We start from the raw sequence: 12,179 nt of genomic DNA on the forward strand, positions 1-12,179 counted from the left end.
TGCACTTGGCTTTATGTAACCAACAGTGACATGTCATCCGTGTGCTGTCATATTAGGGCGTTTCGAAATTCACGCCATACTGTGCAGGTGTTCAGTGTACGGTTTTCAGGCAGATAGTTTGGTTTTTATCCGCTTTGGCATTTTTATCAGTGATAAATTGGCATAAATTGCCAGTTAGGAATGTATCGACTAATACACAGATAAATTACGGGTAATAACATTATGGAAATAACCAATACTGGCTGGCCAATTCGTTGGGAGCTGTTAATGCGCTACCGGCTGATTGAAATTGTTGCGCTATGGGAAGGCCGGTTAACCACCAATCATTTGTGTAATAGCTTTGGTATTGCCCGCCAGCAGGCATCTAAAGACATTAACGCCTATTTAGGTGATGTCGCACCGGGTAACCTGGAATACGATACCAAGCTTAAAGGCTATAAACCCTCTGCCACTTTTACGCCTAAAATGACCAGTGGCCTGGCCGATGAATATTTGCATGCGCTGGCCAGCACCAAAGACTTTGCCCACACCTTTAGCCAACTGGATTTAGGCTTTGCTCACACTGAAATGCTTAACACGCCAATGCGCCAGGTAAACCCGGATATTTTGCGCGCCTTGGTGCAGGCCGCGCGGGAGGGTAAAAAAATTGATATGGGTTATGTGTCGCTTACTTCCCCCGATGAAGAAAGCCGCATTATTGCGCCGCACACCCTAGTATGTACCCCACTGCGCTGGCATGTACGGGCCTATTGCGAAAAAAACCGTGATTATCGTGACTTTGTATTAAGCCGTTTTCGCAGCATTAACGACATTGAAGGCGATGCTCAGATGCGCCGTGAAGCAGATGATCGCTGGAATACCATGGTGAATATTACGCTGATACCAGATTCACGCTTATCTGATTATCAAAAAGCCATAATTGCTGAAGATTACAATATGGTGGATTACAAACGGGTGATATCGGTACGCTCTGCTTTGGTACCCTATGCCGTGCAGGCGCTAAACCTGGATTTAACTAAAATTGAAGCCAAGCCCGAAGCCCAGCAAATAGTGGTAGCCAATTTAGATGAAGTTAAACAGCATGCGTTTTAAGTTTAACCTGTAACGAAAACGTACAGGTTAAATTTCGAGCAACTGATTAATGCTTTTCATTGCCCAGCCGACAACCTAAGCTCAGGGTAAGCAATCAGGAGCCTAGATCATGAGTCAACATAATCAGCATTTTGTTACCGAGCAAATGACCGCAGAACTGCGTTATTTACACAAAGTGATGCAGGCAATCGACATTTTAGGCGAGCAGCCTGCATTACATGTGGTGGCTTATGGCAAAATTTGGCGCTACGCCGACTTACTGCATACTGCAGTGCGCTACGCCCAATTGGCCGAGCTGCATGGTTTTGACACCAGTCCATTTAAGCAGTGGTTCAACCGCGATTTAGCACTGTTTCAACTGCACGGCGTTGAATTGAGAGTAAGTTGATTACTACACTAACATGACAAGGCGAGGTCAACATTAAATAACCTATTAAGTAAGATTATGTTGACCTGACCTGATTTGAATATCGGAATATCTATAATGTGAACAAGTAAACCAAGGCTTGCCTGCCGTCAGTAATTTGACTTTAGTCTGACTGATTTGGTGGCCGATAAGCGCACATTATTTGTTAATTAATCTAAGCAATTATTTTTGCACCACAGATAGCACCACAGCAAAAAAAGATAGGCTCTAGGGCCTGATATTACTGAAGGTTCGATTCCTGCTGGGGCAGCCAACGTTGCACTTACTGACTGATATTATCGGAGTAAAGTGCACCAATAACAAAATGTGGGATTAATTGTTGGGCACTGCCTGCAATAACTTTAGTGCGAAAATCAATCACTCTGGCGTTTACCATTATCCCTTTTGGGGTGTGTATCATTGTGCCCGACAAGACGTAATCAATCATTTGTATTGAATCAAGCTTATTGTGGGCCCGGCTAAAGACAAAATCACCATTTGCGGTAACCTGAATGTCACGCGTGGTTTTAAAGTCGACAACGGCAATGCCAAACTGCTGCAGCTGATGCATAAAGCTTTCTGCAAGCTGATTTCCAACTATGTTCGTGCGATTAAGCTCAGATCCTAGTTCAACAAAGGAGGCTATAGCAACGCGAGACGTAATGGGGAAATTATGCAATGTATCGACTAACTGCATCGACATTTGCGCAGCATAATCGTCCAACTGTTTATTAGAATTAAGATTGGTTAGGGTTGGCGAAGGTAGTGTCCAGCCAATCATTGTACTACCTTGCTGCTGAGGCATTGGCGAAACAGCATCACGGCTATGATGATCATGATGTTGCCGGCGAATTTCGCTACTACATTCTCCCACACTGTTGCAATACGTATAGCCATTTTCAATACGATGATGGCTATAACAACCGGTGATAAGCAGAGCTATAACACCGGTAAGCAGCATTCTTGATTTCATGTAATTCTCCAATAAACAACGTGACCTATCAGTTGGTTATCGGCAAATTACGTATAACTTTAACCTTTATCGTATTTATCCCTGCTTAAATTGCAGCTGCTGATCTGCTTCATGCTGCAAAATGGCTTGAACTACTGCTGCGGGAATGAACGTACGTGCCACAGATATAACCCGCTTATTGCTAATTTGTACTAAACGTACATTTACCAGCAGGCCCATTTTATGCTTTGTCATAGTACCCGTAACCACATATTTAATTGGCAATTCAGCACTGAGTTCGGTGAAGTCACGACTTAAAGCAAAATCGCCGCCTTCTGTGACACGCACGTAGTTGGTGACTTTAAAGTCTACTACTGGCGCACCAAACTTATGTAAATCGTAAATTAGCGCTTCGCTTAAATGATTACTTAGCACACTGCCATGCAGGAGATCACTGTCAACGAAAGATAAATCGGTTACGCCGATAAAGGCGCCGTCATCCAGGGCATGATTTAATGCCATTAATTCATGTATAAGGTTTCTTGAATACTCATTAATAGTAATCAACGGCTGTTGCCGTTGTATCATCGCTGGCGTAGCGCTTTGAAATGCCTGTTGATGGCTAATTCGCTCTTGCCGGGCCGAGGAGATACCATTCACGTTAACGCCATCAGGCCCCGTTGCCGGCCCTACACAGCCTGTTAGCATAAGCGTAAATAAACTCAACCTTATACTGTTGTTCATTTTTTCTCTCCGGTTACGCTATGGCGATATAGATGATTTCCGCGTTTCATCACTTGCTGGTCACTCCAAAATACATTAATTGGAATATAATCGGTAACAGCCGCAAGCACCTTATTACTTTGCACATCAATGAGTCTGGCATTAACCATTAAGCCATCCTCTTTAATTAAGTAGGTTCCGGTTAATACGGCATCAGCACTACTGTGTAGCTTTATTCCATCCAGGTTGCGGGTCAGCGCTTGTTCGTGATTGGGTAGCAACAGCACCTGTTTACGCAAGCGGAAATCGACGGCATTAACACCATGGTTAACCGCGTAAGTCAGCATACTCTCGGCTAATTGATTCGCAAGCTGAACTTCATCTGCATCTGTCTCATTAAGGCTTAGTTTTTCTATTGGCAAAAAGCTGGTTACCGCTACGATTGGCCCAAGCTTATTTGCAAAATCAACTTTAGGCATATTTTGCAATAAACCTGCTGCAAGCCGATCAGTATAGAATTCTAACGGGTAATCACTTAGTTCTGCTGTTACAGAACGCGGGTTTGATGCCAAAGGCGCCTGATTAGCACTACAAGCGCACAGCAATAAAGCGATGACAAAGGGCGTTAACAGTTGCATATGCACCTCAAATTTTGACCTGTTTTACTTAAGCAAAATACAGGCCAAAATTAAAGGCAAGCTTTTGACGTTAAATGGCCACCGGCGCTTTAATGTGAGGATGTGCTTGATAACCATGCAAGGTAAAATCGTCGATGGTAAACGCAAAAATATCTTTTACGTCAGGATTTAACTGCATTGTTGGCATAGGATAAGGCTCTCTTGCAAGCTGGGTATTTACCTGTTCAAGATGATTGAGATAAAGATGAGCATCACCAAAGGTATGCACAAAATCACCCGGTTGTAAGTCACATACCTGCGCCACCATCAACGTTAGCAAGGCATAGCTGGCAATGTTAAACGGTACACCAAGAAAAATGTCTGCACTGCGCTGATACAACTGACATGACAACTTGCCGTCAATAACATAAAACTGAAATAACGTATGGCAAGGCGGTAGTGCTTGCTTACCCAGTTGTGCGTTTTGTCTTGGAGATATTGACGTATCAGGTAGTACCGCCGGATTCCAGGCACTAACAATCAAGCGACGAGAATCGGGAGTACGCTTAATGTCATTGATAAGTTGGCTGATTTGATCGATTACTGTGCCATCTGCGGCTTGCCAACTGCGCCATTGCGCGCCATATACCGGGCCAAGCTCGCCCGACTCTGTTGCCCATTCATCCCAAATAGACACCCCATTATCTTTCAGATAACCAATATTGGTTTCACCTTTTAAAAACCACAGTAACTCGTGAATTATAGAACGCAAATGACATTTTTTTGTCGTTACAAGCGGAAAGCCCTGCTGCAAATTAAAACGCATTTGATAGCCAAACACGCTAATAGTGCCGGTACCAGTTCTATCGGTTTTCTTATGGCCATGCTCTAATACATGCCGCATCAGATCGAGATACTGCTTCATTCTTTTACTACCTGTTTAGGGGTTTTAGCGTTGTTAACATAGGCAAATGTAATTAAACCGATACCAATAATGATCATAGGTAATGACAACCATTGCCCCATCGACATACCTGCTGATAACACACCAAGATGTGCATCTGGCTCACGATAAAACTCAACAAAAAAGCGGGCGCTGCCGTATCCGGCAAGAAACAAACCGCCCAACGCCCCTACCGGCGGACTAAAACGGCGGTAAAGCATAATCAGTAAAAACAACACCACACCTTCAAGCGCAAACTCATACAACTGCGAGGGATGCCGGGGAGAAGGCCCAGCGCCTGGGAATAATACGGCCCAGGGCACATCTGTAGTGCGTCCCCAAAGCTCTGCATTAATAAAATTGCCTAAGCGCCCTGCTGCCAAGCCAAGTGGAATAAGGGGAGCAACAAAATCGCCTAACTGCAGATACGCTTTATTATTTTTTCTGGCAAACCACGCCATTGCGGTTAATACCCCAAGTAAGCCGCCATGAAACGACATACCACCAGTCCATATTTTAAATAAATACAACGGGTCCGTTAAAAAGTGGTCAAACTGATAAAACAAAACATAGCCAATACGCCCACCAAGGACAACACCCAAAAATCCGATAAACAGCAAGTCGCTGACCTGTTGTTCTGTCCAACCTGAGTTAGGCTTACTTGCCGCTCTGTTAGCCAACCACCATGCCAGGCCAAAAGCAACCAGATACATTAAGCCATACCAGCGTAAACTGATTGGCCCTACAGAGAAAATAATCGGATCAATTTGCGGAAACGTAATATAACTTGTGGACATAACAACCCTTAACTCAAAATCATCTTCGCCGAGACCAACAGCATGAAAATGCCAAAAATGCGTTTAATTGTCAGCACAGGAAGGTGCTGTACTAGTTTAGCCCCCAAAGGCGCAGTAAATACCGATGTTGTAACAATGCCTAAAGCCGCGGGCATATAAATGTACCCAATAAATCCATCTGTTAATTGATAGTGCTGCCAACCAGCAACAACATAGCCAAGAGAGCCAAATATGGCAATGGCTATTCCACTGGCCGCTGCAACGCCAATGGCGCGGCGCATATCCAAAGAAAAATAGTTTAGCATTGGCACAAATAACGCACCGCCGCCAATGCCCAACAAACTGGCAACACCACCTAGCACGGCAGATATTGTCATGGTGGGTAATTTACCTGGCAATGGCCGCTTGCCCACTGCAGCGCGAGAACCAAGCATCCGAAGCGCTAGCAGCAACACCGCGCAACCAAAAATCATTTGCAATACGCCAGCATCGATATTGTGAGCCAAATAGCCAACAGCCCAGGCACCAACAGCGGCGCCTACCATAACTGTACTGGCAATATTCCAGGGAACATTTTCCAAACGATGATGCGCAGCTACAGAGGAGGTTGCCGTAATAATAACTGACGCCAAAGAAGTGGCAATTGCAACAACAATCGCCTGATCTGCCGGTACAATACCAAAAGCTGGCAGTAGCATAACCAGTGCGGGTACAATAATCAAACCGCCACCAATACCCAACATACCAGCAAGAAACCCTACCAGAACCCCCAGCAATAACGTAATAGCAAAAATGCTTAACACAAAGATCCCGTCATACCAATAAGAAGTGCATTATACCAGAGACGACGACATCGCTGCATTGAGTTAAGCTCGCAGTTGGCTTAAAAGATGTTTTTGATCCAAAAAACGTTGCGTGTGTTGTCTTACTTGCCGGGCCGATTGGCATGCCAGCACCTCAGGTAACAACAAGGCTAATTCAGACATTTCAACTCTACGCAGTAACCATTTTATTTTCGCCAGATTACTACTATTCATACTAAAGCTACTGTATCCCATCGCCGCCAGCAACAGCACACCCGAGGCTTCACCAGCTAGCTCGCCACACACACTTACTGGGAACTGCAAACCTTTGGCTTGCTGTGCTAATTGATATAACGCTCGTAGCACGGCAGGATGCATTGCATCATACAGGCCAGCTACGCGGGGATTATTGCGATCAACCGCTAATAAATATTGGGTAAGGTCGTTGGTACCGACAGAACAAAAGTCAACTTTCTGAGCTAATTCAGGTAGCTGATAAATAATAGAGGGTACTTCAATCATTACGCCAATTTTAGGCTTTGGCAATTCAATGCAAAGCTCATCACTGACTTCAAAACTAGCTTGCTTGATTAACCGGATTGACTCATCAACCTCGGCTAGATCCGAAATCATGGGCAATAAAATATGCAGATTATTCAACGCCAGATTCGCTTTTAACATAGCGCGAATTTGAACTAAAAATATTTCCGGATGATCCAGTGTCAGGCGAATGCCGCGCCAACCTAAAAAAGGGTTTTCTTCAATGATACTAAAATAGGGTAATGCTTTATCGCCGCCAACATCTAAGGTACGCATGATGACAGGCTTATCGGGATAGCACTCCAGCACCTTTCGGTACAGTTCTATTTGCTCTTGCTCGGTAGGAAACCGGCTACGCATAATGAAAGGAAACTCTGTACGATACAGTCCCACACCGCCGGTATATTCGGGGTTGGTTGTTTCCAGCTCTATCGCCAGGCCAGAGTTCACCATCAAATTAAACGCACTTCCACACGCTGATTGTGACGGCTTAGCTATTTCAGCTAAATAGCGCGCGTTTAGCTCGGCATCTTCGCTAATTAATCGCTGGTACTCTTGGCATATCGCTTCAACCGGCGATAGTAATATATGCCCCTGATAACCATCAACAATTAACCGTTGTCCTTGCCAATGTAATAACGGTAGCTCATTAACCCCCATCACTGCGGGAATTCCTAAAGCACGCGCCATTATCGCGGCATGCGAATTTACCGAGCCCTTTAACGAAACAATAGCAACTAACTGCTCTCTGGGAACTTCCGCCAACATGGTCGCGGTGACATTTTCTGCCACCAATACAACTTGCTGTGGCAATTTAATTTTACGTTGCTCGGTATCAAGAAGGTTGTTAAGTACCCGCTGGCCAAGATCACGAATATCCGTGCCCCGTTCACGCAAATACGCATCGTCCATATCATCAAACTGACGGGCAAACTTCTCGACTACCCGTTTAAGAGCACTTTTAGCACACCATCCTTCCGCTATTTGTTGCTCTATTTCGCGGCCTAAACTCGCCGCATCAAGTAGCTGGTGATACACATCGAAAATGGCTAATGCATCGGGTGGCAAATGCCCACTCATTCGCTCAGCCAAACGATTAAACTCTGCTTTTGTAATTTTTACGGCGCGATAAAAATGCGCTAACTCTTTTTCAGGATCATCGGCTCGCTTGAGCGAAATGGCATTAAAATCATTGGCAGGTTGTAATACATAGGCTTGGCCAATTGCAATGCCTGGTGAGCCAGGTAAACCTTTAAGTTGGCCTGTTTGAATTTGACTTGGGCTACTTTCACTGGCGGCTTGACGCATTTCTGCATTAGCCAAAACGGATGCAAGTTGTGCAGCCAGCGTAACCAGAAAGGACTCTTCATCTTCGTTAAACACCCGCTCTGCCGCTTGCTGAATAGTCAGCACACCTAAGACTTTACGATGGTGAATAATAGGGCAGCCTAAGAAGGCGGAAAAACGATCCTCGCTAACTTCAGGTGTAACTTTAAAGCGCGGGTGTAAATGGGCTTTAGCTAAATTAATGGGTTCTTCGCGTTGTCCAACCCAGCCAATCAAACCTTCGGAAAAACCAATAGCAATATTACCAATAGCATCTCGGTTAAGACCATCGGTTGCCATCAACATAAAATGCTGCTGTTCATAATTAGCAAGGTATACCGAACAACATTCGGTAACCAATGCTTGTTTTATGCTAGTCACTAAGCCAGCTAGCGCACTTTGAAGCACTGGCTCTTGTGCTACATCCTGAACAATTCGCCTTAACTGGCCTAACATAAGAGCCTCTTTTTCAGTCTAGCTAATTGTCAACCTGCTTTAATAATTCTTTTTCTTGCCTTCGCGGCGGATAAACGGCAAAGCGATAGGAGCAAATTCTTTCATGACTTTTCGATAAACTTCCCGCTTAAAGGCAACAACCTGCCGTACAGGATACCAATAACTAACCCAACGCCAGCTATCAAACTCTGGGTGAGTGGTTTTAAGTAAGTTTACATCTTCGTCAGCGCAGGTCAGACGCAGCAAAAACCATTTTTGCTTCTGGCCAATACACACCGGGTTACTGTCTTTGCGAATAAGTCGTTTTGGCAGTTTATACCTTAACCAATGCTTCGTTGTGGCGATTATTTCCACATCCGCAGCGGTAAGGCCAACCTCTTCATGTAACTCGCGAAACATAGCTTGTTCTGGCGTTTCCCCATCATCAATGCCACCCTGTGGATATTGCCAGGAATGCTGACCATATCGTTTTGCCCAAAACACCTGTCCCTGGTGGTTACAAATCACTATGCCGACATTGGCCCGAAAACCTTCGGCATCGATCACACAAACCTCTGGCGGATCTTAAAACAATATGTAAAAGATTCTTTCATAAAGTCGGGACTTGGGCAAACGGTATTTTCAGCACACCTTTTACAGACTTATCCACAACATTGCATATTAAGCACAGCACAATGTGCACTTTTTCACAGGATGTGTTGATAAAACTGTGCACAAGCACAATTAAAACACTGAATAAGTTAATCGATTAGTGTTTAAGCACATCAAAAACATAAACAAAAACGATATAAATCATAAATTTATATTAAATTCAGCTTTGAAAAACTTATCATTGTGCTGTGCGTAAGTCAGTTTGCTGCGTTTTTAAGCAGCCAAAAGGTCCGAAAAATGCTAGCGTGTCGTTACAGCCATTTAATATGACTAATATGTTCACTTCTCCAGCATCATTGTCCGAATTAACAACGCGAAGTCAGGCTCTGGCAGGTTTGTCACTGGGACAAATTGCTACACAGCTTTCAATACCAGTGCCTGAAAATCTTAAAAAAGACAAAGGATGGGTTGGCCAATTACTTGAACAGGTACTTGGTGCGACGGCAGGTTCAAAAGCAGAACCTGATTTTCCACATCTGGCCGTAGAATTAAAAACCTTACCAATTGATCAATGCGGCAAACCTTTAGAAAGCACCTATGTTTGCGTCGCGCCCTTAACGGGTGTTGCAGGGCTGCAATGGCATGAGTCATGGGTATGTCGCAAATTGCAACATGTGTTATGGGTGCCGATTTTGGCTGAACGCCATATTCCATTAGCAGAGCGCATGATTGGCACACCGTTTTTATGGCAACCATCCACTATACAGCAACAGGCATTGCAGCAAGACTGGGAAGAACTGATGGAAAAGATAACCCTAGGCGGCATTGCCGATATCAAAGGCGCTCAAGGTAAGCTACTACAACTTAGGCCCAAGGCGGCTAACAGTAAAGCAATGACTAATGCAATAGGTGCAAATGGCGAACCAATTCGCACCTTACCCAGAGGGTTTTATCTTAAAGCCAGCTTTACAGCGAGCTTATTAAAGCAACAGTTCAACCTGCTTTAGTGGCTATATTTTTCCACAATACGGTTATATCGACCATCAGCGCGCAATTGTGCTAACTCGACATTAAACTGCTGTACCTGATCTTCTTGTACCGACGCCTTACTAAACATAACGAACACATCAGATTGACCTAAGCTAATGCTGTGCGGCTGAATGTATTTGTCTAAACCTTTACGACGTAAAATTGACGCACCAACAAAACTGTCCTCCAGCAAACCATCAATCTCTTCATCCAGTAAGCGCGCCATATTAAGCTCGCTAATAATGGCGCCGACAAACTGCGTACGTCGTGTTTCATCAGCATACAGCGCAGCAACTTCATCACCGTAATAATATTCGTTAACTACACCAACTTTGTGCCCTGCATCAACAAAAGCTTTTAAATCAGCGTATGCCGGATGCTCCGCATTTTTTCGCACATATAATTGAAAGCGTTCTTGACGGTAAGGTTCTGAGAAATACGCAAAGGACTCTCGCTCTTGCGTTTTTGACGCCCCCAGCACAAAGTCAACGTCACCGTTTTTTAATAATGAAAGTAATTCTACCCAGCTGCCCTGCACCACATTAAGATCACAGCCCATTGAAGACGTGATGGCCTCCACCAACTCAACATCAAGGCCTGCAGCTTTATTGCCTACCGACATATATTGATAGGGCTCCCATGCATCCATGCCAAAGGTTAACTCACAGTTTGTCTTTGCCACCGCATCATCACCAGCAACAGATTGCGGTACGACTGTTTGAGCTTGTTCAGCAGGTTTACAACTTAGTAGAAACACGGATACTGCAATGATTAACATCATATAAAATCGCATCTTACACCTCGAGGCATTGCTTATATGATTCAAAGCTTAGTGTATAACTTAAAATTCTGCTGCTTAATTAAGCGGATAAAGCAACCAACCGCTGGCTAAATTACTGATAAAAATACGACATTTCCTGTAAAAGGCCCAAGTTAGGGCTAGCTTAACCTACCGGTGAAAACTGTCGGATGCTTAGTGTTAGGGCCTTAATACTACTGCTCAGCTGAGCTTGTCGACAGGCAAGGTACATAGGCCGCCGAAGCCCTTCTGGTCCTAACGCGATAGAGCAGATTAACCCTTGCTGCTGGTAAGGCTGTGCCATCCAGGATGGCATCACAGCAATCCCCTGCCCTGCGGCAACCAGCTGTAAAATTTGACTGCCTTGTGCCACAGGTTTTACCTTACCTTTAAAATCAGTCTCAGCTAAAAAATGCCGAAACACATCCTGTCGAGCCACAGGTACGGGATAACTCAACAACGTTTCACTGATTAACTGAGCTGGCTTGATGTAAGTACAATTTGCTAGCGCATGATCAGGGCTCAACAGCAAACGCAACTCCATATCAAATAAATGATGAAAGCTCACTTGCTCCGTCATGCGAATATCTGTGGTTAGCACAACATCAAGCTGCTGATGCAATAACGCCTCTATAGCGTTATGTTCTATAAACGGGACGAACTCTACCGCAGGGAGATTAGGTTGGGCATTAAAATGCCGCACAGCAGGCAACAACCAGTGAAAGCAAGCATGGCATTCAACACATAATTGCAGTGCTTGGGTGTCGTCATTTCCAGCCTTAAGTTGCTCAGTTACTTCATCGACAGCAGGCAATACTTTGCGTGCTAATTTAAGCAATAATTCACCCGCATGAGAAAATTGTACCGGCTGTGTTTTGCGTTCAAACAACACTGAACCAACCCGGTGTTCCAGCTCTTTGAGCTGATGAGATAGTGCCGACTGTGTAACACACAACATGTTTGCCGCGGCTTGAACAGAGCCAGTGTCAAATAACGCTCGAACCGTGCGTAAATGTTTTATTTCTATCATGTTGAAGATTCTTCATTTGGTTGCGGAATTATTTTCATTTGCGTTACACAGCATAACGCCCGATCATAGACATGT

General features: G+C 44.5%; 13 protein-coding genes. 3 read left to right on the forward strand and 10 right to left on the reverse strand.

Going from position 1 to position 12,179, the window contains the following annotated elements; translation table 11 throughout:
• The first annotated feature begins 222 nt into the window (after window positions 1-222).
• Window positions 223-1,092 (forward strand): BrxR family helix-turn-helix transcriptional regulator, encoded by an 870-nt coding sequence (locus ORJ00_RS10665; protein ID WP_306139819.1) that lies wholly within the window; start codon window positions 223-225, stop codon window positions 1,090-1,092.
• Between the two features lie 109 nt (window positions 1,093-1,201).
• Window positions 1,202-1,480: a hypothetical protein gene (locus ORJ00_RS10670; RefSeq protein WP_306139820.1), complete on the forward strand. Its 279-nt coding sequence runs from the start codon at window positions 1,202-1,204 to the stop codon at window positions 1,478-1,480.
• Window positions 1,481-1,781: 301 nt separating this feature from the next.
• Here the strand turns inward: ORJ00_RS10670 and ORJ00_RS10675 are convergent, their stop codons facing one another.
• The 8 genes from ORJ00_RS10675 to rppH all read right to left on the reverse strand — a co-directional run bounded on the left by ORJ00_RS10675 (window position 1,782) and on the right by rppH (window position 9,201).
• Window positions 1,782-2,471 carry a FlgO family outer membrane protein gene (locus ORJ00_RS10675; protein ID WP_306125999.1) on the reverse strand — a complete coding sequence of 230 codons (690 nt, stop codon included), beginning with the start codon at window positions 2,469-2,471 and terminating at the stop codon, window positions 1,782-1,784.
• A 75-nt stretch (window positions 2,472-2,546) separates the two neighbouring features.
• Window positions 2,547-3,194 (reverse strand): FlgO family outer membrane protein, encoded by a 648-nt coding sequence (locus ORJ00_RS10680; RefSeq protein ID WP_305976604.1) that lies wholly within the window; start codon window positions 3,192-3,194, stop codon window positions 2,547-2,549.
• Window positions 3,191-3,811, reverse strand: a complete 621-nt coding sequence (locus tag ORJ00_RS10685; RefSeq protein WP_027671975.1) for a FlgO family outer membrane protein — start codon at window positions 3,809-3,811, stop codon at window positions 3,191-3,193. The genes ORJ00_RS10680 and ORJ00_RS10685 overlap by 4 nt, the downstream gene beginning before the upstream one ends.
• 70 nt (window positions 3,812-3,881) lie before the next feature.
• On the reverse strand, window positions 3,882-4,715 hold the full coding sequence (locus ORJ00_RS10690) for a thymidylate synthase (protein WP_306139821.1): 834 nt from the start codon (window positions 4,713-4,715) through the stop codon (window positions 3,882-3,884).
• On the reverse strand, window positions 4,712-5,530 hold the full coding sequence (gene lgt / locus ORJ00_RS10695; RefSeq protein ID WP_306139822.1) for a prolipoprotein diacylglyceryl transferase: 819 nt from the start codon (window positions 5,528-5,530) through the stop codon (window positions 4,712-4,714). Before lgt ends, ORJ00_RS10690 begins: the two co-directional genes overlap by 4 nt.
• An 8-nt stretch (window positions 5,531-5,538) precedes the next feature.
• Window positions 5,539-6,333, reverse strand: coding sequence for a sulfite exporter TauE/SafE family protein (locus ORJ00_RS10700; protein WP_306139823.1), 795 nt, complete (start codon window positions 6,331-6,333; stop codon window positions 5,539-5,541).
• A 63-nt stretch (window positions 6,334-6,396) separates the two neighbouring features.
• On the reverse strand, window positions 6,397-8,655 hold the full coding sequence (gene ptsP, locus ORJ00_RS10705) for a phosphoenolpyruvate--protein phosphotransferase (protein ID WP_306139824.1): 2,259 nt from the start codon (window positions 8,653-8,655) through the stop codon (window positions 6,397-6,399).
• A 39-nt stretch (window positions 8,656-8,694) separates the two neighbouring features.
• Entirely contained in the window at window positions 8,695-9,201 is a 507-nt protein-coding gene (gene rppH / locus ORJ00_RS10710) for an RNA pyrophosphohydrolase (RefSeq protein WP_027671970.1), read from the reverse strand.
• Window positions 9,202-9,572: 371 nt separating this feature from the next.
• On the opposite strand from rppH, the gene mutH reads away from it, so the two are divergent.
• Window positions 9,573-10,253 carry a DNA mismatch repair endonuclease MutH gene (gene mutH, locus ORJ00_RS10715; RefSeq protein ID WP_370304642.1) on the forward strand — a complete coding sequence of 227 codons (681 nt, stop codon included), beginning with the start codon at window positions 9,573-9,575 and terminating at the stop codon, window positions 10,251-10,253.
• Here the strand turns inward: mutH and ORJ00_RS10720 are convergent.
• Together ORJ00_RS10720 and ORJ00_RS10725 are read right to left on the reverse strand one after the other, a co-directional pair.
• The gene (locus tag ORJ00_RS10720; protein WP_306139825.1) at window positions 10,250-11,068 is read right to left on the reverse strand and encodes a substrate-binding periplasmic protein; all 819 of its coding nucleotides are present in this window, start codon (window positions 11,066-11,068) and stop codon (window positions 10,250-10,252) included. The two genes, mutH and ORJ00_RS10720, sit on opposite strands and share 4 nt — an antisense overlap.
• A gap of 151 nt (window positions 11,069-11,219) precedes the next feature.
• On the reverse strand, window positions 11,220-12,104 hold the full coding sequence (locus ORJ00_RS10725; RefSeq protein ID WP_027671967.1) for a LysR substrate-binding domain-containing protein: 885 nt from the start codon (window positions 12,102-12,104) through the stop codon (window positions 11,220-11,222).
• Window positions 12,105-12,179 lie beyond the last annotated feature (75 nt).

Origin of the sequence: Rheinheimera baltica (assembly GCF_030731985.1) — a bacterium.
Classification (GTDB): domain Bacteria; phylum Pseudomonadota; class Gammaproteobacteria; order Enterobacterales; family Alteromonadaceae; genus Alishewanella; species Alishewanella baltica.

Bases quoted from the DNA above. Each gene is read 5' to 3' on its own strand.
- ORJ00_RS10690 (WP_306139821.1), bottom strand. From the start codon at position 4,715: ATGAAGCAGTATCTCGATCTGATGCGGCATGTATTAGAGCATGGCCAT.
- ORJ00_RS10675 (WP_306125999.1), bottom strand. From the start codon at position 2,471: ATGAAATCAAGAATGCTGCTTACCGGTGTTATAGCTCTGCTTATCACC.
- mutH (WP_370304642.1), top strand. From the start codon at position 9,573: ATGACTAATATGTTCACTTCTCCAGCATCATTGTCCGAATTAACAACG.
- ORJ00_RS10685 (WP_027671975.1), bottom strand. From the start codon at position 3,811: ATGCAACTGTTAACGCCCTTTGTCATCGCTTTATTGCTGTGCGCTTGT.
- ORJ00_RS10680 (WP_305976604.1), bottom strand. From the start codon at position 3,194: ATGAACAACAGTATAAGGTTGAGTTTATTTACGCTTATGCTAACAGGC.
- ORJ00_RS10665 (WP_306139819.1), top strand. From the start codon at position 223: ATGGAAATAACCAATACTGGCTGGCCAATTCGTTGGGAGCTGTTAATG.
- ptsP (WP_306139824.1), bottom strand. From the start codon at position 8,655: ATGTTAGGCCAGTTAAGGCGAATTGTTCAGGATGTAGCACAAGAGCCA.
- ORJ00_RS10725 (WP_027671967.1), bottom strand. From the start codon at position 12,104: ATGATAGAAATAAAACATTTACGCACGGTTCGAGCGTTATTTGACACT.
- lgt (WP_306139822.1), bottom strand. From the start codon at position 5,530: ATGTCCACAAGTTATATTACGTTTCCGCAAATTGATCCGATTATTTTC.
- ORJ00_RS10670 (WP_306139820.1), top strand. From the start codon at position 1,202: ATGAGTCAACATAATCAGCATTTTGTTACCGAGCAAATGACCGCAGAA.
- ORJ00_RS10720 (WP_306139825.1), bottom strand. From the start codon at position 11,068: ATGCGATTTTATATGATGTTAATCATTGCAGTATCCGTGTTTCTACTA.